This is a genomic window from Bremerella sp. TYQ1, from assembly GCF_020150455.1.
GTDB classification, from domain to species: domain Bacteria; phylum Planctomycetota; class Planctomycetia; order Pirellulales; family Pirellulaceae; genus Bremerella; species Bremerella volcania_A.
Genome location: NZ_CP083740.1, coordinates 3,373,441 through 3,399,070, shown reverse-complemented (window position 1 = coordinate 3,399,070; position 25,630 = coordinate 3,373,441). Strand labels below are relative to the sequence as shown.

21 protein-coding genes are annotated in these 25,630 nt (G+C 54.9%); 14 read left to right on the top strand and 7 right to left on the bottom strand.

Translation table 11 applies throughout. The annotated features are described in order from the left end of the window. Positions 1–8: 8 nt before the first annotated feature. Together LA756_RS13480 and LA756_RS13475 are read right to left on the bottom strand one after the other, a co-directional pair. Complete coding sequence (locus LA756_RS13480; protein ID WP_224435248.1) at positions 9–293, bottom strand: hypothetical protein; 285 nt, start codon at positions 291–293, stop codon at positions 9–11. A gap of 88 nt (positions 294–381) precedes the next feature. Continuing rightward, entirely contained in the window at positions 382–1,320 is a 939-nt protein-coding gene (locus LA756_RS13475; RefSeq protein ID WP_224435247.1) for a DUF1559 domain-containing protein, read from the bottom strand. Positions 1,321–1,834: 514 nt separating this feature from the next. On the opposite strand from LA756_RS13475, the gene LA756_RS13470 reads away from it, so the two are divergent. The 3 genes from LA756_RS13470 (at position 1,835) to LA756_RS13460 (ending at position 7,830) form a co-directional block, all read left to right on the top strand. Further along, a complete protein-coding gene (locus LA756_RS13470) occupies positions 1,835–2,281 on the top strand; it encodes an Hsp20/alpha crystallin family protein (RefSeq protein ID WP_224435246.1) in 447 nt (148 codons plus the stop codon). Positions 2,282–2,487: 206 nt separating this feature from the next. Next, positions 2,488–4,179: a dihydroxy-acid dehydratase gene (locus tag LA756_RS13465; protein ID WP_224435245.1), complete on the top strand. Its 1,692-nt coding sequence runs from the start codon at positions 2,488–2,490 to the stop codon at positions 4,177–4,179. Positions 4,180–4,365: 186 nt separating this feature from the next. Continuing rightward, complete coding sequence (locus tag LA756_RS13460) at positions 4,366–7,830, top strand: hypothetical protein (RefSeq protein WP_224435244.1); 3,465 nt, start codon at positions 4,366–4,368, stop codon at positions 7,828–7,830. A gap of 84 nt (positions 7,831–7,914) precedes the next feature. Here LA756_RS13460 and mog read toward each other — a convergent pair whose 3' ends face one another. The 3 genes from mog to LA756_RS13445 form a co-directional block, all read right to left on the bottom strand. Next, complete coding sequence (mog, locus tag LA756_RS13455) at positions 7,915–8,454, bottom strand: molybdopterin adenylyltransferase (RefSeq protein ID WP_224435243.1); 540 nt, start codon at positions 8,452–8,454, stop codon at positions 7,915–7,917. 128 nt (positions 8,455–8,582) lie between these two features. Next, positions 8,583–9,062, bottom strand: a complete 480-nt coding sequence (locus LA756_RS13450) for a 6-carboxytetrahydropterin synthase (protein WP_224435242.1) — start codon at positions 9,060–9,062, stop codon at positions 8,583–8,585. A gap of 63 nt (positions 9,063–9,125) precedes the next feature. Beyond that, on the bottom strand, positions 9,126–10,394 hold the full coding sequence (locus LA756_RS13445) for an A24 family peptidase (RefSeq protein ID WP_224435241.1): 1,269 nt from the start codon (positions 10,392–10,394) through the stop codon (positions 9,126–9,128). Positions 10,395–10,534: 140 nt separating this feature from the next. Here LA756_RS13445 and LA756_RS13440 point away from each other — a divergent pair, with 140 nt between their 5' ends. From LA756_RS13440 to LA756_RS13415, 6 genes are all read left to right on the top strand, one after another. Then, positions 10,535–11,101: an SUKH-4 family immunity protein gene (locus tag LA756_RS13440; RefSeq protein ID WP_224435240.1), complete on the top strand. Its 567-nt coding sequence runs from the start codon at positions 10,535–10,537 to the stop codon at positions 11,099–11,101. Between the two features lie 245 nt (positions 11,102–11,346). Then, positions 11,347–12,099, top strand: coding sequence for a hypothetical protein (locus LA756_RS13435; protein WP_224435239.1), 753 nt, complete (start codon positions 11,347–11,349; stop codon positions 12,097–12,099). A gap of 167 nt (positions 12,100–12,266) precedes the next feature. Next, positions 12,267–12,998 (top strand): C39 family peptidase, encoded by a 732-nt coding sequence (locus LA756_RS13430; protein WP_224435238.1) that lies wholly within the window; start codon positions 12,267–12,269, stop codon positions 12,996–12,998. A gap of 138 nt (positions 12,999–13,136) precedes the next feature. After that, positions 13,137–14,600, top strand: coding sequence for a RimK family protein (locus LA756_RS13425; RefSeq protein WP_224435237.1), 1,464 nt, complete (start codon positions 13,137–13,139; stop codon positions 14,598–14,600). A gap of 59 nt (positions 14,601–14,659) precedes the next feature. After that, the gene (locus tag LA756_RS13420) at positions 14,660–15,922 is read left to right on the top strand and encodes a glutamate-cysteine ligase family protein (RefSeq protein ID WP_224435236.1); all 1,263 of its coding nucleotides are present in this window, start codon (positions 14,660–14,662) and stop codon (positions 15,920–15,922) included. A 3-nt stretch (positions 15,923–15,925) separates the two neighbouring features. Next, positions 15,926–16,657, top strand: coding sequence for an N-formylglutamate amidohydrolase (locus LA756_RS13415; protein ID WP_224435235.1), 732 nt, complete (start codon positions 15,926–15,928; stop codon positions 16,655–16,657). A gap of 71 nt (positions 16,658–16,728) precedes the next feature. Here LA756_RS13415 and LA756_RS13410 read toward each other — a convergent pair whose 3' ends face one another. Beyond that, the gene (locus LA756_RS13410) at positions 16,729–17,244 is read right to left on the bottom strand and encodes a transposase (protein ID WP_224435234.1); all 516 of its coding nucleotides are present in this window, start codon (positions 17,242–17,244) and stop codon (positions 16,729–16,731) included. Between the two features lie 512 nt (positions 17,245–17,756). Here LA756_RS13410 and tssK point away from each other — a divergent pair. The 4 genes from tssK (at position 17,757) to LA756_RS13390 (ending at position 23,190) form a co-directional block, all read left to right on the top strand. After that, a complete protein-coding gene (gene tssK / locus LA756_RS13405; protein ID WP_224435233.1) occupies positions 17,757–19,217 on the top strand; it encodes a type VI secretion system baseplate subunit TssK in 1,461 nt (486 codons plus the stop codon). Positions 19,218–19,400: 183 nt separating this feature from the next. Continuing rightward, positions 19,401–20,042, top strand: coding sequence for a DotU family type IV/VI secretion system protein (locus LA756_RS13400; RefSeq protein WP_224435232.1), 642 nt, complete (start codon positions 19,401–19,403; stop codon positions 20,040–20,042). Positions 20,043–20,126: 84 nt separating this feature from the next. After that, positions 20,127–21,818 carry a type VI secretion system protein gene (locus tag LA756_RS13395; RefSeq protein ID WP_224435231.1) on the top strand — a complete coding sequence of 564 codons (1,692 nt, stop codon included), beginning with the start codon at positions 20,127–20,129 and terminating at the stop codon, positions 21,816–21,818. 46 nt (positions 21,819–21,864) lie between these two features. Beyond that, a complete protein-coding gene (locus LA756_RS13390) occupies positions 21,865–23,190 on the top strand; it encodes a hypothetical protein (RefSeq protein WP_224435230.1) in 1,326 nt (441 codons plus the stop codon). Between the two features lie 102 nt (positions 23,191–23,292). Here LA756_RS13390 and LA756_RS13385 read toward each other — a convergent pair whose 3' ends face one another. Then, positions 23,293–24,321, bottom strand: coding sequence for a DUF1559 domain-containing protein (locus LA756_RS13385; RefSeq protein ID WP_224435229.1), 1,029 nt, complete (start codon positions 24,319–24,321; stop codon positions 23,293–23,295). Between the two features lie 519 nt (positions 24,322–24,840). On the opposite strand from LA756_RS13385, the gene LA756_RS13380 reads away from it, so the two are divergent. Then, entirely contained in the window at positions 24,841–25,578 is a 738-nt protein-coding gene (locus LA756_RS13380) for a cyclopropane-fatty-acyl-phospholipid synthase family protein (RefSeq protein WP_224435228.1), read from the top strand. The last annotated feature ends 52 nt before the right edge of the window (positions 25,579–25,630 follow it).

The window sequence follows — 25,630 nt, the reverse complement described above, 5'->3', positions numbered from 1 at the left end:
TGTGGAAGTTAATGGTTCGCAGGCGGAGGAATGTCCTTCTTCATTTCCGGAATAACAACTTCGTTCATGAACTTCTTCCAAGCGCGATTCGATTTGACGAGTTTCTCATCATGCATTCGAAGTCGCTCAAGTGTAGCTCCATCATACTTTTCATGAGGTGGAAGCTGATGCCAAGATTCCAGAGTTAAATTGGCAGTCTCTTGAGGGGATGACGGACTGTTGGCTTTTTGGCTGCTACAAGCCATAACTCCAAGCAGGGCCATGCAAATGAGCCAATAACAGAATGCTCGCATTGGAAGACTTCTCAAAGGTTTGAGCTCGGCGGAGACATCTGGCAGTTAGTAGCTCTGCCAGATGTTGGGGATCGATCGGAGGGAAATGCTACGGTAGTTGTGCAACTTCGCTTCCGGAACGCGTAAACATCGCGTGGTAGATGTCTTCGTTTAATGTCTCGGCAACGAATCGAACGGAGCCATCAACCAGGCCGAAGTGGGCTCCGCCAGGGTGCTGGCTGCGAAAGCCACCGTAGGTTGTCGTCGTGTGGTCATGCTTGTTGAAGGGGTGATAGCTCGATCCCCAGCCATAGAAGTAACCGTACGACCAAATGGCACCATATTCAGTCGATGGGACACCTCGTGGCGTAAAGTCCGTTTCACCAACCATAAAAGTGTTGGACGTACCATCCGTCATATCGCGAAACTTGGTTGCATCGCGGTGGTTGGGTCCTGCTGGGTTATCCGAATCCGTGAACGTTTTGGTAAGAATAATCGCACCATCACATGCTGGCTCAGGAACGCCTGAGGCTCGATAAGCATAACCATACTGCAGGTCGATATCACTGAACGTACAAAATTGGTAACTACTAGGGGCTCGATTTTCGGAACCTCCCACTGGCCCTGTGGGCATGGTCATCGTCGGGCACAGGTAGCTTGGGATAATCTCTTGCTGAAGCAACGCGTTCGTCCAGCCATCACCATCGGTATCAACGGTGCTGTTTCGCCGTTCTTCTGGATCCCAGCGACTCGCAACGGCGTCTTGTTCGAGGAAAGGAAGGATTTGGATCCAACCGGTGTCATATGTCGCCACCGAACTTCCCTCTTCACGGTCTCGCATCGCGAATGGAAATTCACCAAAGGTGTCGTGGAAGTTGTGCATCGCCAAGCCAACTTGTTTCAGCTGATTCGAGCAGCTCATGCGGCGGGCAGCTTCCCGGGCTTGTTGGACGGCGGGGAGCAGGAGAGCGATCAGAATACCGATGATAGCAATCACCACCAACAGTTCTACCAGCGTAAATGCATTGCGAGACGACCGAGTCGACATCGTAAAAATACCTTTGTAAGTACCAACCAGGGAAGGATTTAGGGCAGGAAAAAGAAGCCCTGACACGGTGGCGTGGCTGGCATCGCAAAGGCGACGGCTGGCTGCGGCAGAGACTCATTCGTTAGCTAGTTAAATGAAACTGAGTCTCAGTTGCATTCCTTTTTATGGGACAGTTTGTCGAATGTCAACCGTTAGCCCTGTGGATTCTCCAAACAATTTCTCGACGGCTTTTCTGCCTGTCGAAATGACAACCAGTGCCATTTTGGCAGTGACACTGCGGTGTTGGTTTTGGCAGCAAGAAAGTTCTGCTCTTACACAAGTCCTTAGAAAGTAGTGACTTGCGGAAATGCCAATTTCGTTCACCGGCGATTGGCACACTCGTTGCATTTCTGGCTGTCGCCTCGCCACACCGAGGCACTCAAACCGACAAAGAAACTGAGTTTGCAAACCCAAATAATTTGGTGCGGTTTTGTTTCAACTTCTGTAGGAACTGTTTATGGAAAGGTTGATCAAAATGGTACGTCCACAAACCCAATCGGAATCGAAGTCTCACGCTTTGGCCAACTGGTCGAGCGAGATGGACAACTTGTTTGAATCGTTCTTCCGCCCGGTACGGCAAAGTGCCTCTGGGGCTTGGATGCCGGCGATGAACATCTCAGAGTCGGAAGGCAGCTATCAAGTCGATCTCGAACTGCCAGGCCTAGGTGCGGAAGATGTCAACGTCGAACTGCACGACGGCAAGCTCACGATCTCTGGCGAACGGAAGACCGAAGAGCAATCGGAAGATCGTCGCTGGCACCGCGTCGAACATGTCTACGGCAAGTTTGAACGCGTGCTGAAACTCGGCATGCCGGTCGACGACGAGAACGTTTCAGCCAGCTTCAAAAATGGTGTGCTTTCGGTCACGATTCCGAAGTCGGAACAAGCGAAGCCGAAGAAGATTGAAGTAACGAACAGCTAAGGGGTACATGCCCTCAACGTGCATTTTCCTTGGATGAGTAAGACGCCGGTTCGCGAACCTCTACGCGGCCGGCGTTTTTCTTTTCTTGGTTGATTCGTCCTCGCGACCACCCCCGACATGTTGGTTCGCTTGAGGTTTGGTCCAGGGCCCGGCATACTACTTGGTTACCTCGACTTCCTTCATGCCATTCTCAAGTGAACCCTCCCATGGAACGACCTCTCAATTGGAATAGCCGAAATCTGACCCAAGGCTGGCAGCGCGGAGTGACCGCGTTTTATTACGGTCTCAACTTCCAGGAAGAGGATTTCCATAAGCCGCAAGTTGGTATCGGCGTGCCACTTTTGGAAGGCAATCTTTGCAACGTCCATGCGTACCGACTCGCAACGCTTATTAAGCAAGGGTGCGAAAAGGAAGGTCTGATTGGTTTTCCGTTCGGAACGCCAGCGGTCAGCGACAACATCACGCAGGGGCATGAAGGGGGCAATGCGAGTTTGCCTTCTCGAAATATGATTGCTAACGCAGCCGAATGCGTGACCAGTTCGCATGGTTACGATTTCCTGATCGGCATGCACAACTGCGATAAAAACGGCCCTGGATTCGCCATGGCTTTGGCACGGCTGAACTATCCCGGCTTGATCGTCAATGGAGGAAGCATCAAGCCAGGCTGCCACCGTGGTCACGATACTTCGATTCTCGATGTTTACGATTCTCAGGCTGCGGCGAGCGTCGGTGCGATGTCGCATGACGAAGCGGATCAGATTTTGCGAACTGCTTGTCCTGGGCCTGGCGGCTGTGGTATCGCGGCATCGTTCAACACCTGGGGAATTGCCCTGGAAGCGATGGGACTTTCCGCTCCCTATTCCAGCAGCAACCCTGCCGACGATCCTTCCAAGATTGCGGAATGCGAAAACATTGGTCCGATGGTCAGGCGGCTGCTGGCCGAAGATATCCGCCCACGCGACATCGTCACGCGCGCATCGATGATCAATGCAACCCGTGCCGTGGCTGCGATGGGTGGTTCGACCAATGGCGTCTTGCATCTCCTGGCACTTGCTCGTGAAGCCCACGTAGATTTCCATTTGCAGGACATCCAAAAGATTTGTCGCGAAACTCCGGTGCTGTGCAGCTTTGCTCCGCGCGGCAAGCGAACGATGTTCGATCTTTTCAAGCTCGGCGGGACGCCCATGTTTCTGAAGTACCTCCTGCAGCAGGGAATGCTCGATGGAGACTGCATCACTGTCACTGGGAAAACGGTTGCCGAGAATCTTGCCGATGCCCCAAAGATCGATTGGAATCAGGATCTCATCGTGCCGGTCGAGAAGCCCTTCAAACCGTATGCAGACATGCAGATCTGCTTCGGCAACCTGGCCCCAGGCGGCGTTGTGTTTAAAGTCAGCAGCATGAAGGAGCCAACGTTCCGCGGCAAAGCAATTTGCTTCGACGAGGCCCGAAAGATTGTCGAGGCCGTGGAGCGAGACGAAATTCAGCCAGGCAGTGTGATCGTGTTGCGGTACCTTGGCCCAGTTGCCTCAGGCATGCCGGAAGTGTTGGTCGCCACGGCCGCGCTGGCAACGCCAAAGCTTGACGGCAAAGTGGCATTCCTTTCCGACACCCGAGTCTCTGGCGTTTCGCACGGAGCGATCGGGGTGCATTGTTCGCCGGAGGCTGCCGTTGGCGGGCCGATTGCTTTAGTCGAAAATGGCGACGAGATTTCATTCGATCTCACCGCCGGCGATCTCACGCTGCATGTTGACGACGCCATCCTGGCCGAGCGCCGCCGTGAATGGAAGGCACCTGAGATTCCCCGAACGCGTGGGTATCTGGCCGACTTTGCCGCGACCGTTTCTCAGGCCCATCATGGCTGTGTCAGTCAGGCATTCCTGCCGGATGCGGATTAAGTTTGGCACTCGGTCAGAAAAATTTTCTTGCCCAAAACAAACATCTTCCTTTATTGGGTGTGTAATGCGGAATCGTTTTCCGTTCGAATTCCTAATGGTGTGGTGACCCGTGACCGAGCCGTTTTTGTTGGGTAGGATCAGGCCAGAAAATGACAACCTTGCACTCTCAACAACTTGGTGCCACGCATGGACCTACGAGAATCTCTTGGCATTCGTCAGCCCGGTGAAGTCTTTGACCCGAAGTCGGAACGACAAGAGTTGATTCGCTACATCAACTTGCAATTGATCGCCAATGAACTGCCTCCGGCGCTCGACGAAAGCGACGCACAGTTTATTGGTTTGGCCAAGGGGCTTCTTGCGAACTACCACGAGAAGACACGCCTGCTGTACGATCGACCTGCTCCTATCGATCAGCGTATCGAAGCATTTCTGCAGCGTTACTTCCGCGATTTGAAACCAAGCGAACCACTTAAGCTGCCACGTCGTACGCTGACGCTTGAACGACATGGAGTAGCACGCGAGCTTTCGATTCCTGTGAATCGTTCTTCCTTCAAGAGCGAACTGGTCGAATCGTACCGCATTGCCAATGGTGTGCTGCACAATCCTCGTCACGACCGTCGTACGACGAAGGGGACCTTCCACGTGACCGAAGGTGGCCTGCCGATCGCAGGCGACAAACGCGCCGTGCCGCGGGAAGTCTTCATGAAGATGTTCCAGATTGCGGTGAATCCACCTGAAGAAGATACACTGCTGCCATTCACGGCCGATAGCGATAACCCGGCCCATAGTATTGTCTCGCTGTTGCTGCGTCCGATCGTCTGTCCGGAAGTACCCGGCGTGACTCCAGAAAAGACGATGGAAGTTCGCTTCTTCGTGCCAGGCCAGTTGGTCAGTAACTTGGACTTTGTCGAATCGATCTTTGGCAACGCCGGCGATCCGTACATCTCGAAGAACGATTCTGGTCTCGACGTCGAGCACTGGACCGGCCACACCGGCTGTGTGATCTTGGCTCCGCACTTGGGGACGTACACCAAGAAAGAGCTTGGTCTTCCACATTGGGACGATGCTACCGAGCGTCAACGTAACGACTCGATGTGTTGGAAAGACGAGTCGGAACTGTACAACGATGGCATGGCGTTCAAGCTGACTTGCCGTGATGCCAGTGGTGTGGTGGTCACCCTGATTGCCGATAACTACTACGGCTATTGCAAGAAGGAAGTCAAAACACAGATCAGCTATGCGGCCAACCTTTACGGCGATACCGAAGAAGAACATGCCGGCGGCTGCATTGCTTACACCAGCTGGAACTTGGGTGACGAATTCCAAGTCAACAGCCAGAAGTACAACGGCCGCACGATCGACGACGTGAAGCAAGACTACGGCGATCTGATTGACTTCCAGCCGGAAGGATACGGGGTCGATAAGCTGCATCCGGAAGTCTTCTACATTCCGGAAGATGCCCGCGCGACGATGGCCGATCAGTGCATCAAGTGGACGCGCGATGGTAAGGAGCATCGCCTGCCGCTGCTTCCCAATCAGTACTACATTGCTCCGTCCGGCTATAAAATCCGAATGGAAAAGCATCCGGCTGCCCCCAGCTGGCGACTTGTCGGGAGCACGGCCGAAGGCGTCTTCTGTCACAAGCCATGTACCGTTAGTGGTGGTGGAAAAAGCGAAATCAGCAAGTCGTTGACCGACTTCACGCTTTACGGGCCGATCTTTGTTTCCGATATCGAGAAAGATCTCGATATGGTCGACGAGATCTTCCAACGCGACTATTCCGATCGCTGGAAAGCTGACTCGCCGAAGCGACCGGACTACTCCTCGCGGCCATCGCGTCCGATCCTTTCGGCCGATCGAACCCTGGGTAGCGTGATCAAATTGCTGACGCCGTCGCTGGATTACACCGACGAGTACAACGAGTGGCTCGGCAACATCCCGCACCACATTACCTCGATCGTCTTTATCATCAAGCGTCTGATGCTGCCGGAATGGGGCGACAACTGGCGCGAATACTTTGGCGTCGATATCGTCAACGGTGTTCCCGGTCACGAACTGAAAGTGCTCGACCGTCACCTGGTCGGTACCTATCTGCGTGTCGGCTTCAACAAGGACAGTCGCTGGCGAACGTTCAAGTTGCGGCAAGACTTCATGCCGTCGGACAAAGTTCAAACCGAGGACGATATTAGTGCGTCGGTGATTGTCCCCAACGCATTGCTCAGCGACTTCGAGCCGCAAGGGGATGGGGTTGCCTCGAAGTTCACGATTAACTGCGAGAACCGCTTATTCCAGCGACCTGACGAAGCAATCCATCGTGGTTTCGATAAGAAAACTGAAATCGACTTGGCTAAGCCAAGTAACTTCATCTCGAACTTCGAGCCACTAACGAAAGACTTCGTCGATCAGATGGCAACACACGCCGTCGACTTCGATTCGTTTACCGAGCCGATGAAGAGCTTCTTAGGCGAGTTCCTGAAATCGGACGAAGATTACGTCGTCAGTTCGGCGAACCCTCGTCTGGTTAACGGTGTGCCAACGAAGAATCCTCGTTATCTGCAAACGCGACCTGATCTGGAAAACCCATTGCCGAAGTACGTTGGCGAGATGGGGGCGCGGCTTTATCGCAAGCTGAAGCCTTCGCAACCACTGCATCAACCGGTGGGGGCTGTGCTGTGCGGTCGCCGTAACAATCCGGCCGATAAGGAAGCTGGCATTCGTGGTTTGGCTGTTTACGGGCCGATCCATTATCAGGAACTGCCGGAATTGTTCATGGACTTCGTCGCGTCGCTGACCGGCAAAAGCCCTTCGACGACTGGGGCTGGTAGCGAAGGGGCTCTCACCAAGGGGCCATTCAATTGCCTGCGTCCGACGGCCGACTTGAATCAGGCGTTAGTCGGGTACATTCTTACCGGGCTCGGCGGGTTTTCGACGGCGGCTGGTTATATCGGACCGAACGTCCGAGTCGATCACGACATCAGCTTGTTGGTTCCGGAAGTCTGGTGCCGACTTTCGCCGGAAGAACGTGACCCTGAGTTCCTCATTCGTCAGCGCATGCTAGAACGAATCGACGACTTCGAGCATGAAGGCGAAACCGTTCCGGCCAGCCGACTCGGTTACCGGATTACTCGCGGCTTCGTGCGAATGTTCTTCGGGCGCGTGTTCGACTATCCGCTGTCGGTCTTCGACGAGTCGATCCTCAAGCCAGAAACGCAAGGCATGGAAGACTACATCGACGGTATCAAGCATATCGCCGAGGTACAGCAGCGTGTCGCTCAGCGTTACCTGGACGACGGTTCGATCGAAGAAGCTTGTCCGCCATTGAAGGCTCTGCTGCACATCATGGCGACTGGTTCGTACGAAGGGAAAACGGTCCACGACCCAGAGTTCCGCGGAATGTTCACGCGAGAATCACTGCTCAAGAGCGACTGGTATCAGGAACGTCTCTCGACGAAGCAGAAGCGGGACATCGAACTGTGGCAAAGCCACATGAAGTCGCTCGAAGCTGCTCTCGCCGATTCAAGCCACCTCGAATGCGACATGAAGCAAGAGCTGGAGCGACGCCAGGAATATGTCCAACGACAATTGGCGAAGCTACAGGCCCCTGAGTACCTCGAAACCCAGGTAGGTGCCATCGGCGTTCAGCCGATGTAGAGGTAAACCCTCTCGCAAGAAACGAGAAAAGGAGCCCCGGTAGCATACATCGGGGCTCCTTTTATTTTGCCGTGTGGAAGTCGCCTATTTCTTTTTTGGGCGAAATGCTTGGATCCGCTCTGGGTTGGTTTCCAGGTACGGCCCCTCCATCAAGTCGATGCAGTAAGGAATCGCGGGGAAGACCGCGTCAAGGCATTCCCCGATCGCTTTCGGTTGCCCTGGCAAGTTAATAATCAGCGAGCCCCCACGCAGTCCGGCCGTTTGGCGAGAAAGGATCGCCGTCGGGACTTTTTCAAGGCTCACCTTCCGCATCAGTTCGCCGAAGCCTGGCATCATGCGGTCGCAAACCTGCTCGGTCACGTCAGGCGTTAGGTCACGCTTGGAGGGTCCCGTACCGCCGGTCGTGATAATCAAGCAGCAGCCGACGTCATCCGAAAGACCAATCAGCGTTTGAGCCAAAACATCGCGTTCGTCCGGAATTACTTTGGCGACCCCTTCCCACGGCGAAGTCATCACTTCATCCAGGTACTCACGAATGGCCGGACCTCCGCGGTCTTCATACTCGCCGCTGGAGGCTCGGTCTGAGACAGTAACAATTCCGATCTTAGCTAAGTTGTTGGTCATCGAGGGAGTATTCAGTGTTCGGTGTTCAGCAGAAACGCACGTTGAGCGATCGAAGTCTCTTCAGCTTGGTGCCCGTGCAGGGGGGCTTTACTCGCTAAAACCGGAACACCAAGCCCTCAAAACGCTTCTTACGAAATCATCGGTTCGGAAAGTTCAGCGACCGTTTGCACATTGCCGGCCGTGTCGATGCTGGCTTCGGCGAAACTGTCTTCGGTTTCCCAGATGGCGACTTTGCTGCAAGTCACGCCGGTTCCTTTGAGCAGCTTGGGGCAAACCTTTTCCAAGAGGTAGGTCGCCATGCTTTCAGCGGTCGGGTTGGTCGGCAGGATGTACATCTTGCACGGAACGACTTGTTTCAACGCTTGAATGCCGTTGTCGTCGTTCTCGTTCAATATGAATGCATGATCCCAGTGCTCGTCGATCCAGCCTTTGAACAGGCGTTTCAGCTCGGCGAAATCGATCACGCGGCCGACGTCGTCTACCTCGTCTCCGCTGACGTGGAAGTCCGCAACGTAGTTGTGGCCATGGAAGAACTCACACTTTCCGCCATGTTTGTAAAGTCGGTGCCCGGCGCAAAACTTAATACGCCGCATAATGGTCAGGCTCATATCTCTCTCCCTGGACAAAGTTTCCAGGATTGGGCGGCCCGGGGTAGGGGCCAAATGCATCTTCTACTGAATATTCTCAGCGATTGTGCCGGTCGAGGCAAGCAGTTGCGGATCGGGCGATTCTTCCTGCTCGGCATTGATCGGCCGTTGAAATCGCGTCAGGTCGATTGTCGGCCGCCAGGTCAGCTTCGTCAGCAGTAGGCCCAGCACGACGGTAACTCCGCTCAGAACGGCTGCCGTAGCCAAATCGCTCCAGCCAAACGGCTGATGCCACTGATTCCAAGTCAAAACCAGCAAAAAACTACTCGCCAAGATCGACAGTTCCAAGCCCCCGGCGAAATCGACGCGGCCGATCCGTTTGAGGGGAGGCCAAATCACCAGGGCCATGAGTACCGACATCGCGGCAATCGCAAACGTTGCTTGCCAGCCGAAGTACAGCCCCGCGGCAACCATCATGATCGGTATTCCCAGTCGGCGTGATTGGTCGGTCGATTCTGGCCGCGAGACGAACTTTCGCAGCACGATTCCCCATAAGCTACCAGCGATCGCTCCGCAGAGTAGCGTCAGGAAGACTTCCATGCGCTCGGCATCGACAACATTCATGGCCTCGAATTCGCCCCAGCGAACCGGCAAAAGATTCGGCCAGATCATCGGTCCCAGGAAGCCTACGCCGTAGCCCAACACGCAAAGCGTCAGTGGCATGCGCGAGCGGTCCCACGCAATCATGGCCCAGCAAACCATCAGGCTGAACAGGTAACAGTGAAACACGTAGATGGAAAGCAGCGGAAACTGCAATTCCAGCATCGCCCTGGCATGGGAAAGCCGTATGGCTTCAATGCCTGGCAGGTTGCCTCCGCCACTTAAGACTTCAAACTGCAAAAGCAACAGGAAAATCAGCCCCACGACCGTTTCGATGATCGGGTATCGGGGCGAAATCGGCAGTCGGCACGTGCGGCAGCGGCCACCAAGCATGATCCAACCGAAGACCGGGACGTTATCGTTCCACTTCAACTGAGTACTGCAAAAGGGACAGCGGGAAGGGCGAGAGACCACCGTTTCTCCGCGCGGCATTCGCCAAATGACAACGTTCAGGAAGCTGCCAACGGTTGCCCCGAAGAAAAAGAACCACGTATAGAGAAACGCGGCGATCAGAATCGTCTGGACCCACTGAATTTGATCGAGACGATTTTGCCGGCTGACGAAGTCTTCATCGGTGCCGGAGAGCCAAAGCATCTCGAACGCCGGCCACGCCAATAGCGCCCCCAGCCCCAAGCACACGGCAATCGCAATCGTATAGCGAAGCCAGGTCAGGCGAGTATTTCGTTGGTTCATTGGCCAGCATGTCAGCAATTGTTGGAAGTCGTATCCCTGCATTCTAAAATGGAGCCCCTAACCCATTAAAGGGGAGCCCCCATCATGGCTGGTAAGGGGGCACGTCAGGCTTCCCATATTCGTCCTTCTTGAGGTTCACCATGTTGTCCGCCGCCGAATTCCGCGAACGCTGGTATGCTGCCGAGGATGCCGAGCCCTTAAAGTCATTTTCGGCTGAGGCACTCGCTGGTGTCCATCTTCCCAAAGCAGCCAAAACCTTCTTGAAAGAAGCGGGATTGCCGGAATCGGCGGCTCCATTTCTTGATTTTCGTGTCCCGGAACGAGGCCCGTTGCCAAGTGTCGCCGAGGATTGGCATTTGGAAGACGCCTATCGTCGATACCGCGTGATCGGTTCCAACGGATCAGGCGACCCTATTTGTTTGGACGAAGCGATGGATGGAGCCGTTGTCTATCTGAATCACGATGCCCGTTTTCAGGCCATTTACATGAATGCCACCATCTTCCAACTGGCCGAATCGCTGCTTTCGTATCGCCAGATGATTGAAGAGACCTGCGAGCGAAACGGCGAGGATGCGTATCTCGACGGTGATATCCCTGACGAAGTCAAAGCATGGCTCAGAGACGAGTTGACCCGGATCGATCCCCATGCAATGCGGCCGGGAAGCCATTGGGCGATTGAGGTAGACAACTTGGAAGATCTCGCTTGATTGCTACCGGAAAAGCAGCAGTGCAAAACAACAAAAATAAGTGACATCCGATACGACGTTGGCTAAACTTGCTGTCCCACATGCCCCGATGCAGTGAGGGACATTCTTTTCGCGCAGAATTTGGAAAACCAATGGCAACCGGCAGCAGCGAGAATCCTTCTACAGCAACCGAAACAGGGCCAAACTCTAAGCGGCATACTGTTGAGATTCTTCCTTTTGCAGTAAACGACCGAGATGTCGATTGCATGAACGTCTCGGCGAAAGATGCGGTCGAAATGTTCGAGAAAAAGTTGGTCGCATGCTGCGAAGACTTCGGCTTTGAGGTGGTTGATGGCCCTGGAGACTTTCGGATCAAAGGAACCATCTGCGAAGTCGTCGATGACGAGAAAGCTTTGAAAGCGGTTCTTGGCTTTCTCCAGTATCCACTACGTGTTCGTTATGGCAAGCTGAAGGCGGTCCGTGTCTATGTGACCGGAAGTATCGATCAGGAGGGGCACTTTGCCGAATCGTTTGACTATCCAATGTCATTTTTTCGCAAAGCTAAAGTTGCTCCGGAAAGCGATGAGATCGTCAAGTCGATGTTCGGTTCCATCGCCGGCAAAATCTCGACCGCTGCTGCTCGGGTGGCCGGGGACGCGGTAAGCGAGACCTCTGAGGAAGTCGCCCGTTACTTCCGCAAGGTTTACATTGCGATCGTGGCCGTTGTCTTGCTGGGAATGCTAGGTGCCGGCGGCTGGCTGTTTTTCAACATGGGACAGGACGAAAATCTTGTCTCTACGATCGCAATGGTAGCGGCAGACCTCTTCGTTGCTGGGTTTTGCACCTACTGGCTAGGACTTGCCATTGCTCCGACATCGGTCCTGGAAGACCGTTCCATGATGCGGTTTCGGGCCTACTCCGGGGTATCCAAAGTCTTTATGCTTCGCTTGGTTCTTCTTGGACTTGGTTTATTGCCGCTGGGTTGGTTTTATCTTCAGATGACAGCCTTTCAAGACTGACGATCCAACGACGCGGGTCGCCGCAACCCGCAAATTTCGTCGAACCTATCTTGCTCAAGAATGCCGACCGTTTCTACAATTCTGCAAATGGTGCCCGAGGCATGCCAGACCTGAACTCTTAACCCCAAGGTCTGCCCCGGCGCAGCTCCTGCGAGTGCTGTCCTGGGATGGCCAATCCGTTCGACTTCGAGATCCTGCCTCAGCCGGATGATACGACCTGTGGGCCAACGAGCCTGCACGCCGTTTACCAGTACTTTGGCTTAAACCTTGATCTCCACCAACTGATCTCGGAAGTGCCTAGCTTAGAGCAGGGGGGAACCCTCGGCGTGATGCTAGGTATCGATGCGCTGCGGCGCGGCTTCAACGCCACGATCTTCACGTACAACTTAGAGGTGTTCGATCCGATCTGGTTCACACGCAGCTACGATCTGACCGAGCGTCTGGAAGCCCAGCTGACCGTCAAAGCCGAGCCGAAGCTCCACTTGGCCAGCCGAGCCTACGTCGAGTTTCTGGCCCTGGGGGGAAAGATCAAGATGCGCGACCTCAGCGCGATGCTGATCAGTCGTTACTTGCATCAGTCGATCCCGATCTTAACGGGGCTCAGTTCCACGTATTTGTACAGCGGCCCACGCGAGCATGGCTTGAAGAACACGCCGGACGACGTGCGTGGGCTTCCGCAGGGGCATTTCGTCGTGCTGTATGGCATGAACGAAAACCAAGATCGCGTTTACGTAGCCGATCCCTACCTGCCCAATCCGCTCGGCGAGATGCATCACTACCCCGTCAGTTTTGATCGGCTGGTTTGTTCCATTCTGTTGGGCATTTTGACGTACGACTCGAACCTCTTGGTGATCGAACCGAAATCGGAGGGCCCCACCAAGGGTACGCGAAAGATCTGATGACATGTGATGCGGACCGGAATCCGTGCCCCACGTCAATCGTTTTCGATCTGGGTGTTCCGGGCTTGCAACCCCGGTCCACCCGTAGTCCTTTGAAACTTTAAACCTCCGTCCCCCACGACGCATAGAAAAGCCCCCATGGCCGTATTGATTGTGACCGACCAAACCGACCGCTGGCCCAGCGAAGATCCAGCGGTAACGGTGGTCGATCCGAAAGCTTATATCACCCAGCCGCAGTTCAGCGAAATGCGTGGGGCGAAGGTGTTTAACCTTTGTCAGACGTATCGTTATCAGAGCGTTGGCTACTACGTTTCGCTGCTGGCCGAGGCCCGCGGCCATCGTCCGGTGCCAAGCGTCGGAGCGATGCAGGACTGGAAGACACGCAGCATCATTCGACTGATCAGCGAAGACTTGGACGACATCGTGCAGAAGTCGCTCGCTCCGATCAAATCGAACAAGTTCACCCTCAGCGTTTATTTCGGCAAGAACATGGCCAAGCGGTACGACGCGCTGGCCTGGCGGCTGTTCAATGTCTTTCAAGCTCCGCTTCTGCGGGCCAAGTTCATGCTTGAAAAAGACCGTTGGCAGTTAACCAGCGTCGGCGGGATTTCCGCATCTGACGTGCCTGACGCTCACTGGCCATTTATCGTCGAAACGGCGCTCGAGCATTTTTCGAAGCGACGCAGCGTTGCCAAAGTCAAGAAGACACGCTTCGACATGGCAATCCTGCGTAACACTGACGATCCCGAACCTCCTTCGGACGAAGTCGCTTTGCAGAAGTTCGCCAAAGCGGCAGCTCAGCAGGGGGTGTCGACCGAGTATATTTCGCGGGAAGACTATGGCCGTCTGGCCGAGTTCGACGCACTGTTCATTCGCGACACGACGGCCGTGAATCACTATACGTATCGCTTCGCACGACGGGCAGCGGCGGAAGGTTTGGTGGTGATCGACGACCCGACATCGATCCTGCTTTGTACTAACAAAGTTTATTTGGCCGAACTGCTCGCCCGGCACAAGATTCCTGTCCCCAAGACGGTCGTCGTGCATCGCGACAATGCCGAAACGTTGGCCACCGAACTGGGCTTTCCTTGCGTGCTGAAACGTCCTGACAGTGCGTTCTCGCGCGGCGTGGTGAAAGTGAAGGATCCCGACGAGCTTCAGCAGAAACTGAAAGAGTTCTTCGCCGACTCCGAGCTGATCATCGCTCAAGAGTTCCTCCCGACCGACTTCGATTGGCGGATTGGTATCTTCGACGGTCAACCGTTGTACGCATGTAAGTACTACATGGCCAAGGGGCACTGGCAAATCATCCGCCACGAAAACGCAACGCGTGGACGTTACGGCAAACTGGAAACGTTGCCGGTCGAACTGGCTCCACGAAAAGCAGTTCAAGTGGCATTAAAGGCCTCGAACTTAATTGGCGACGGACTGTACGGCGTCGACGTTAAAGAGTCGGACGGCAAGTTCTTCGTCATCGAAGTGAACGACAATCCCAACATCAACGCCGGCTGTGAAGATGCCGTATTGAAAGACGAGCTATACCGCCGCATGGTCTCGACATTCGTGAAGCGAATCGAGCAAAAGAAAGCTGGCGTGGAATAGTTTCCGCGGCCCAATATTCAAGCAATTCACCCTCCGCTATTTGTAAGGCACCCCAACATATGTTGGCTGAGTCTCCTGAATCGAAACGCAACGCTATTCCCTTGTTCCAGGCCTTCGGCGTGGAAGTGGAATACATGATCGTTCATGAAAGCTCGCTCGATGTCGCACCGATCGCCGATCAGTTGCTGCGCGACGAACAGGGCAACCCAAGCGAAGAAGTCGAGCGAGACGACATCGCCTGGTCGAATGAACTGGCGCTGCATGTCGTGGAGCTGAAAACCAACGGCCCTGTCGAAAGCCTCGACGGTTTGGCCCAGCGGTTTCAGGACAACGTCCACGATATCAACCAACAGCTGAGCGGCATCGGAGCTCGCCTGATGCCCAGCGCGATGCATCCCTGGATGCGGCCAAACGTCGAAATGAAGCTGTGGCCGCACGGATATAACGAGGTGTACGAAGCGTTCAATGTCATCTTCAACTGTAGCGGCCATGGCTGGGCCAATCTGCAAAGCTGCCACCTGAACTTGCCGTTCAGCAACGACGAAGAGTTCGGACGACTGCATGCCGCCATTCGGTTGCTGCTGCCGATCTTGCCGGCCCTGACCGCCAGCAGCCCTGTTTGCGAACGCCAGATCACACCTCACCTCGATCATCGTTTGGAAACCTATCGCCACAACGCGATGCGGATTCCCCAGGTCGCCGGAGTGGTGATCCCTGAAAACTTCTTCACTGAAGAGGACTACCGTCAGCACATCTTAGAACCGATCTACCAGACGATGGCTCCGCTCGATATGGCTGGCGTGCTACGGCACGAATGGGTCAACAGTCGCGGAGCAATCGCTCGGTTCATGCGTAATACGATCGAAATTCGCGTGATGGATGTTCAGGAACACCCTGCTGCCGACGTTGCCATCTGCCAGCTAGTCGCTAACGTGGCCAAAGCGTTGACTGAAGAAACCTGGTCGAAGTTTGCCGATCAGAAGAAAGCTGAAACGTTACGCTTGCGGGACATCTTCCTCAACGTCATCGACAACGCCGACGAGACAATGATTATCGATCCAGATTACCTGCACTACTTCGGCTGGAATCAAGGGATCTGCACCGCTGGTGACTTGTGGCGATCGCTGGCCGAACGTTTCCCGCTCGAGCAGCAGCCTCTTGCCGATGCGATGGACGTGATCCTGAACGAAGGTCCCTTGGCTCGGCGAATCGTCACCGCTTTGAAGGGGGACGTCGATCAGCAATTGCCGATCGTCTATCGTCATCTGTGCGATTGTTTGCAGGAAGGGCACTCGTTCCGCCCCAGCGTGTTGGGTGCTTAGCGGATGCCGACGCGCTGCGAGACCGTCTTGCTGTTAACTTGCGAGCATGGCGGCAACCTCATTCCGAAGAAGTTCGCCAGGCGTTTTGCCGAGCACGATCAACTGCTCGGTACGCATCGCGGGTGGGACTTGGGGGCTCTTGCCACGGCGAAGCATTTTGCCAAGCAGCACGCGGCGAAGTTATTCTTCAGTCAAACCTCGCGGCTACTGGTCGACTTGAACCGCTCGGAGTCGAACCCCGCGTTGTTCTCCAAGTTAATTGCCCCGCCCAGCGAAGCGGATCGAGGAGAAATCGTAAACACAATCTATCGGCCTTGGCGTCAGGAAGTGCTCGATTGGATCCATGCACGGATCAGCGAAGGGCGATTCGTGCATCACATTTCCTTTCACAGCTTTACCCCAGCGCTCAACGGCGAAGTCCGAACTGCCGAAATCGGTTTGCTTTACGATCCGGCTCGGCATGTCGAGAGAAGCTTCTGCCATGCGTGGCGCGATCAACTGCGGCAAGTCCTTCCCGCGTTTCGCGTTCGGATGAATTACCCGTATCGCGGAACGGCCGACGGCCACACGACTTACCTTCGCAAACAGTTCACCGGCGACCAATACGCAGGCATTGAACTCGAGGTAAATCAGCAGCTTTATCAAGCATCACCGGAAGATCTTCGGCGACTACTCTGTGGGCTGAGCGATTCGTTACCGCAATCGCTCAACTTATCGGGTGGTCCGGGTTTGTAAACCCGGATGGCCATCGGCCACAAGAGGCAGATAAGACGCGGATAGAACCTTGGTCGCAGTCACTATGCATCTCAGAACTCTGGGATGCGAATAGGAATACCGACGCTGCGTCCCTCGTCATACCATCGAGCGGAACTCCATTTCCAGTCGGTTGGTATCGACGTCAGCCCAGCTCGAACTGGGTTCTGATGCATGTAGATCAATTTCTCTTCCAGCTTCTCCCGACAGTAGATCTCGAAGCTGTAGAAATTCGCTTGCCAGATGGGATCGTCAGACGCAAGCTGATGCCGGTATGCCCAGTCCCGCTTCTCCATTTGCACTTTGATTTGAAAGCTGGTGTTCCGCTTCCATTCTCTCAAAGCCGTTCCTAAAGTTCCTGGCTGTGGGAACCAAAGTACTAAGTGCACATGATTCGGCATGAGCACAAAGCCCTGGCACATGGCATCAAACGTCTTTAGAAGTTCCGTCAGAGAACCAAGTACGATACGTTTCGCATCGTCAAATTCCAGAATTCTTCGTCGCTTGTAGCAGCTGTAAGTCACGAAGTGGAAATATAATTGATCACTGGGAATCTTGGCTGGCGGCATGGCGAGAACCTCCGCGGCGATTTTATCGAAGGTAATATCCTTCGGCGAGTGTTTTTTGCTGAGATGTGTGGTAGCCGCTACGTGCTTTGGGCTCAAACGATCTGCCTCTTGTCGGCTGCGCCGATCCGGGTTGGCAAACCCGGACCACCCGTAGGTAAGCCCTTCGTTTTGCTCGGCCTGGCATATCTTCTATCACCGGTCGTAACCGGTTGCCTGCTTGCTACTTGAGATTCGCCCTGGGAATGGTATTCTAACGATTGGCAAACAGGGAGGGGCTCCTGGCATGCTGTCGGTGCGCGCGACGGCAATGCTAGTCTCTCGACAATTACCTTCTGTTCAAGTTCGGGGGAACGTCGAACGATTGGGAATTAAGGCAGGGGATCGCCAGGACGCACGGATTCGTCCATGTACTGGGGGTATATCACGTCCAAGAGGCGTACTTCTGCTTGTTGATCCCACGTCGGTGGTTCTCACCTTCGCAATCTGAATCGCTAGCGGAATAGGAATTTTGCATGAAGAACCCACCCATCCATTGGTCGGAAGGGATGTTTCTTCGCCCCCATCATTTCCAAGCACAGGACCGCCACTGGTACGAGTTCTTCGAAAACTCCATCCGTGACCTCATCCCCTATGCCTACGGAATTCGCTCCATAGAGATCAGCGATCAGGCCATCGCCAACTTTCAAGTCGAGGTCTCGCATTGCGAAGCACGCATGCGCGATGGGTCGATCATCTCCATCGGTGGCAACGATCAGATGGACCGCGTCGACATTCGCCAGGGCCTCAAAGGCTTGCAAGACTTAAAAGAGGTCTTCCTGGAAAACGAAATCATCCGCGTCTATTTGGCCGTTCCCAGGATTAAGCAGGGGCACGAGAACACGGCACGTGACGCCCACGAGCCCAATACCCGCTACTACGAGTTTTCCCGTGAAGACGAGGAAGAGAACCGTGGCGGCAATCCTCAGGAAGTTTCCTACCGCGAACTGAACATTCGCATTCTACTTTCGACCGACGATCTTTCCGGATTCGAGTTGCTGCCGATCTGCCAGATCATTCGTAACGAATCGGACGGAACGCCTCGGATCGATCCGAACTATTGCCCACCCTGTCTGTCGGTCGATGCGTGGACGCCACTGGGCACCGGCATCGTTCGCCGGGTGTTCGACTTGATCGGCGAACGCATCGAGCGTTTCCGCAATGACATTCTGAATCAAAACATCACGTGGGATCCGCGCGAAATCGGCGACCTCGAGAAGATGATGAGGCTGCGTACGCTCAATGAAGCATACGGCGAGTTGCGTGTGCTTGCGTTCAGCGACGGCATTCATCCGCTTAAAGTTTATACGGCGCTGTGTCGTATCATCGGACAGCTGGCGATCTTCGACGACAAAGAACGCCGTATCGAAAGCATTCCGAAGTACGACCATGAAAACCTCGCCGACATCTTCCAGTGGGCTTACAAAGAGATCCGCCGCTTGAGCGAAGGTCGAATCGATGCCAGTTACGAGCATCGTTTCTTCTTGGGCAGCGGCCAGTCGATGCATGTGCAGTTGGACCCGAAATGGTTCGACCCCAGTTGGGAGTGGTACATCGGCTTCGAAGGGGTCAGCATCTCGAAGGAAGATACCTATCAGTTGGTCACCCAAGGTTTCCACTGGGTGTTTGGAAGTGGCGAGCAAGTCGAAACGTTGTTCCGCAACAACATGCCTGGCGTGCGGCTTCGCCCAGTCGCCCAGCCGCCGCGCGTGCTGCCGCAAGGGGGCAATTGGGTTTACTTCCAAGTCCAACGCCAGGGACCCCCGTGGGACGAAGTCCAACGCACGCAAACCATGGGATGGCGTTTCCAGGAAGAATACATTCACGATGTCAAAGAGCTGCAAGGCAAGAAACGCCTCGTGCTCAACATTCGCAATCAATTGATCGCGTTGCATGTGGCCGTCTTCGCGCTGCGGCATGGAGATCAGAAGAGGTAAGGGGAAGGGAGAGGGAGTTTTCAGTTTTCAGTGTTCAGTTTTCAGTCGGAAGGGGACGCTTCCGCGGTTGGGCACTTGGGCTGAAACAAGAGACGTGGTTTCGAATCGCGGGCCGTTTTTCTCTACGACTCTCCCCCTCCGAACTGAACACTGAAAACTGAAAACTGAATACTAAAAACCAAAATGACTCCCAAATTTGCCAAAGCGGTCGATCCTATCTTCCTCTGCGTGCTCGATTTGTTGGATCGGATCGAACGGGACGGTAACTCGTTGGACCCCGGCCAAGAGCGGATTCGCGTGAAGAAGCGGATCGACACCGCGGAAAACATATTAGGGCAAACGGCCGAATGGGAACTTGCCAAATACGCACTGGTCGGTTGGATCGATCAGATGCTGATCACCGCTCCCTGGAACGGCGCCAACTGGTGGCAGAATAACGACCTCGAGTTCGAGTGCTTCCACAGCGGTAAAGCATTCGAGCATTTCTTTGTGGCGGCGAAAGAAGCTCAAAGCTTGCCGAACAAAGATGCGTTGGAAGTTTATTACATCTGCGTGGTGCTGGGCTTCCGCGGCTTGTATGGGCATCCGCACTCGTTGCAATACACCCAGCACTACGGCTTACCAGCCGACTTGGATACGTGGGCCAAGCAAACCGCCTCGGCACTTCAGTTGGCCATCGGACGTAGCCCCATCATGGATCGTCCCGAGCCTGGCGAAGGGGCCCCACCTCTGACCGGCTACAGCAAGCTGATCAACATGTCGCTGTTCGCGGTGATCATGATGGCGATCTGCGTCGGTTACTTTTTGATGTTCGGAATTAAGTAAGTAGGGTTAGTTTCCATTCGTAGGGTCCGCCGTGCGGATGCTGTCCTGCAACCTGCGAAATAACGAGAACCGAAAGTTCGTCCCATGATGTCTTTTGTTTACAACATCGTTTACTACGCTACGCTGCCGTTCAATGCGTTTCATACGCTGGCGTCCAACTTGCCTGGCGTGCGTAACCTCGGGAAGATTTCGGTTCCCACGCGAATCGCCTTGTTGGTGTTCGTGTTTCTCTTTTTCGTGCTCGTCTCCTTCGCGATCACGTTCCAGTTTTCGGATACGTCGGCTCAGTGGTCTGACTATCTGTTGGATTGGAAGACCGGGCTGACCGTGTTGGCGTTGATGATCGTCATTCCGATCGTCTCGTACTACGTCGTGAAAATCTGGATGGAGGAAGATACTTCCGACTTCCCCGACATCGATAAAGCCTGGAAGCAGGGCCTCACCGAGCTCGAAAAGCATGGCATTCCACTCGGCAGCACGCCGCTGTTTCTGGTGGTGGGAAACCCGGACGATCGCCGAGCCAGCAATCTCATGCGGGCCTCTGGCTTCGGGTTCAACGTATCCGATCCAGCCCAAGGCCCCGCCGCGCTGCATTGGTATGCCAACCCTGACGCGATCTTCATTTTCCTGACACAGACGTCTTGTCTTTCGATGTTGGCTGACGGCTATAAGAACAATACCAGCACGCATTCGCAGTTGGCGACGCCCTCGCCGCAGCAAATCCCCGGCGGACAAACAATCGTTGCCGGGGCCGGTCAGCAAAGCCTTGTCGCCGATCAATACCACGATCAAACGATGGGCGCTGAAGAAGATGACGAGCAGCGTTTCATGGAAGCTCCTTCCGGGGCTCAGCAAGGAGTCGGGGCGACCATGGACTTCGGCCAAGGCATGGCCGGCGGTCAAACGATGAGCTTCGGCGCCGAAGATGCCGCCAAAGCAGCCGCCCAGTCCAAAGGTATGCGGCAATCGAAGACTGATTTAACCGACCAAATGGAACGCCTGGAGTACGTCTGCAAGCTGATCAACAAAGCCCGCCGGCCCGTTTGCCCGATCAACGGCTTGTTGGTCACCGTTCCGTTTGACATGATCGAAGAAGTCAGCGAGCCAGTTCAGATGGCGATCCAAAGCGACTTGGAAGTCATCCGCTCGACCACGCGGCTTCGCTGCAGCGTGACCGCTTTGATCACCGAAATGGAAAGCGCCCAAGGCTTCATGGAACTGATCAAGCGTGTCGGCGAGAAGCGGGCCAAAGAGCAACGTTTCGGCAAAGGTTTCAACGTCTGGAATCCACCCATCGCCGAGCAGTTGGAAGCGGTCTCGCAGCATGCGACCGGCGCGTTCGAGGATTGGACATACCTTTTGTTTCGCGAGAAAGATGGCCTCCGCCGGCCTGGCAATCCGAAGCTGTTCGAGTTGCTCTGCAAGATTCGCGGCCGCTTCAGCGAATGCATGACGAACATCATTGCCAACTCGTTTGGCTTCGAGCCCGACAAGAACCCGCGCGCGGCCGGCAATTCGCTGCTGTTCGCCGGCTGTTACTTTGCCGCCACCGGAGACAACAGCGACCGCCAGGCCTTCGTTCGCAGCGTGCTGTACAAGGTGATGGAACAAGACGCCGAGCTCGATTGGAGCCAGGAAGCCTTAGAAGAAAACGCCGGCGCCGACTTCGCCGCCAACGTCGCGGCCCTGATCGGAGGTGTCTGCTTGTTAATCCTGATCGGCGTCGGCATCAACGCAGCATTCGGCGAATACATGCCGTGGCATCAGGACGGATAGAGCTCGACCGATCATTGGTATTCGCCACTTCCAATAGTCCCTGCCCATGGCCCGCAAACGCTATTTCGGAATCTCGACGAAGACCGATCGCCAGCCGATCGAGTGGCGGAAGTTTTCGATTCGGTTTCTCTTGGTGCTGACCGCGGCGGTTGCGTTGGGGCTGGGATATTGGCGGGCCAACTCCTATCGTCATCCGGCCCACGAAGTTGCGGCTTACGAAAACGCTCCGTATACTTCTAGCCGCCGCATGACGATCGGCCCGAACGAGATCGCCATTCGTTCGATTGCTCGAAATCGCTACGACGGCAAGATCGATCTGATTCAGGGGCCAGGGCTCCAAGCCAACATTCCATATGTCGGCCAGCTGAAGAAATGTGCGAAGTGGTTGGATGTGGTACAGCTTGAAATTGAGCCTGGGCCTGACCGCGTGTCAATTATTGAAGCACGCATCTTCGACCATGAATCGCGAACGCTGCTGACTTCCGCCAATGTCGGTTACGGCTGGAGTGTGCTCGATCGGAACGTCATTCATATCTATGGCTATGGCAAAGAGCTGCCGGACAAGCTAGACGTTTGGCTGCGTGTGCAAAGCCACCCTGACAATCGCGTCTATAAGCTGGCTGCCCAGCCCGGTGCGACCGTCGAGATCCCCGGTGGCGTGATCGAACTAAAAGACCTGACCGAGCACTTCGGTGGATGGTCGTCGGCGACCGGCTTTACCCCTTCGGTCAATCCGGCCACATCACCGATTGGGCTCACGTTGAAATGGCAAGGGGACTGGAGCGAGCCAACACGTTACCAAATGCATGCGGTCGCGGACGATGGCCGACGGGTGTTTGAAGATACTTATCTCGCCCTGGAAAATCCGCATCAATTTTCCGGACCGCTCGACTTCATGCTGCCACTGAGCAGTGTCGACCATTTTGCATTGCAGCCCTATGGCGGCCGCGAGCCATTCTTTTTCGACGGCGTCGAGATCCCTCCGCAAGCTGGACGAAAGTTCGATCTGGTGGCCAACGCCACTATCCCCGTCAACGGTCAAGCAGTCAGCGGCATCATCGATCAGTATGAACCGCTTTGTATCCGCTACCTCGTCGACGAAGGGGATCTGCTGCATCGTCAAACCCCGGAAGAAAAGCAAGCCCAGGGGGATCAGATTTCGGTGATCCTTTACTCACCAGGCAATTTGAATTTCTATACCAACATGAATCTGTTCGGTCCCAGCGAAGAGCCAGGCATCCCTAACCAACTTCGAGCCAACTCCAACGGAATAACCTACAATGCTTCCGGTTCCCGCACCGCCGCGAAAGTATTTAAACTGCCGCTCGAGCAAGTGGATCATCTGAAAATCGAACCGGCCCCCTTACCGTAAGCTCGCCCTGCTTTGGGTATCGGCACAAAAAAAGACGATCGACCTACGATGGCCGATCGTCTTTTCGATGGATTGCATTGGGTGCTGCGAGCCGATGCCTGATTAATACTCGCCGAGCACTTCGCCACCGGCTCGGGTACCAAGAGCACGCCATGTGGTCAGGTCAATTGTTTCGCTAATCGAGCGTGCGCTGCCGTCGAACATTACCACATCGACGACGCCGGGGTGCCAACTACGGCTGGTCACGATGGCATAAGTCGGGCTGCCGCTGCTGCCATCTTTGCCTTCCTGCCAGGAATTGAAGTCGCACTCTTCGTAGGCTGTGCCGCCGACGGTACAGCCCGTCTTGGCGTTGGGCGGCATGGTAACGGTGAAGCCAGTATGGTGTACACGACCGTCAGGCCACTCGGTGTGGCCGGTGTTCTTTTCATCCGACCCGGAAGCGATCTGTGTTTCGGCATCGCTGATCGAGTTAGGAATGGTGGTCGAGTCGGGGCCGGCGTTGCGGCGATACGGCGTCCAGGCTTTCACCTCCGCACCGAGCAGCGTATTCGAGGAACCATCGGTCGCGTCACGGAAGCCAAGCTTCGAGTTCGGGTAGAACAAACCGTTACCGCCTTGGCGAGTGGTCGGGTTATAGACAAACCACGTGCCGTAGTTGAAACCGTACGAAGTGGGCCAAAGCTTCACTTTGCCACTGCCAGGGTCACGTTCGCGGCCAGCCCCTGGATCGCTAGGGCAGCCATAGCCAGGAATCTTGAGGCCATCAATCGCGGTCTGAAAATCCCAAGCCGTTGTGATGTCGACCTGGTCGTACAAGTTACCCTGTTCCAGGAAGCTGAGGATACGTCCATGAACGCCCCACGAGCCGTTGTTCCCAGTCGACGAGACCGAAAGATCGACCGTGCAGCCCATCGGCAACACGCGGTAGGTGTCGACATAGTTGTGTAGAGCGAGCCCCATTTGCTTCAAGTTGTTCTTGCACTGCATCCGCCGAGCGGCCTCGCGGGCCTGCTGCACAGCTGGTAGTAACAATGCGATCAGCACACCGATAATGGCGATCACAACAAGCAGTTCCACAAGTGTGAAACCAGAACGCGGCATTTTCCGTGGGGTTGGAAATGTCGTCATGCTTCTTCTTCTGTCCTTCCTAATGAGAGCTCCGTCGTGGTCAGTGACGAAGTCTGTTGGGTGAGAACGCGAGCCGAATCACAACAATCCAACGAAGGGGCCCGCGCAAGTGAGACACTTGGGCAAATTGCATACCTAATTGGCAGGGTTTGCCTGAGCGGAAAATGTTCGCACGCTAAGCGATATGCTAAGACCCGGCGTTTAGGATGGTTTTGCCAGGGCAGGGCAGTTGGGAAAAATTCAGCGAACTTCCCCGCCCAGAAATTGGTCCCCTGCGGCGTGTCATTTGAGGTGACATGCGTGTCGTACGAGGCGACTTGATAAGATGACGCAGACCCAGTTGCCACCAAATGAGGGGCCGACAAGGGGTGGGCTGCTGTTGGAAGTTAATTGTAGCGAAGTATTGTACAAGTGTACAAATAGTAAGTAGAAAATATTGGTGAATAGTGATCGGTGTCACCGTGATTATGCTTTGAGTTGACAGGCAAATTAAGCAGTAAGGGAAACTGGAGAACCATTATGGACGCGATGATTGACCTGTTTCGAGACATCGATCGAATGGCTCCAGGAAGCCGGGAAACGACATTGAGGGCGTTTACTGCCGCAACAAAAGGAAACGATGTCCAAGTGATCGTTGAGTTTGGTTGCGGTAGCGGAATTTCGACGCTTTTGTTGGCGGAGCAAAGTGCTGCCCACGTGACGGCGATCGATACCTGCCAGGCATTTTTGGATCGGCTGCAAACGAAAGCGACCGCCGCGGGGGTGAGCGATCGGATCACCATTGTTAATCAAAGCATGGATAAATCTTGGCCCAGTGGAACGCAATTCGATCTGATCTGGTGCGAAGGTGCGGTGTACAACATGGGCCTCGAAACGGCGTTAACGCAGTGGCGTCCACTTCTCTCGAACTCAGGTCGAATTGCGGTCAGCGATTTGATTTGGCTGGAAGGCTATCCTGAGGAAGCGGTGCGGAATTTCTGGGAAAAAGAGGGGCTTTTCATGCCCACCATGCAGGAAGCAGAGGCTTTGTTCGAGGCGTGCGGGTACCGAATGATCGATCGGTTTGTCTATCCTGATTCCGACTGGGAGAACTACTACGCCCCTGTGCGCGAGCGGCTCAGCGATTGGGCCGCCGGATGGCATGACGCCGACGAGGCAAAAAGCACCGTCAGAATGTTCGAAGATGAGATGAAAGTATACGAAGATTTCGGCTCGCAGTATGGCTACGCGTTCTTCGTCGCGGAGGTTGTTAACTGAATTCGAGATCGGCGACGCGGCGTGCTATAATCGAAGCCACTCCTACTCATTC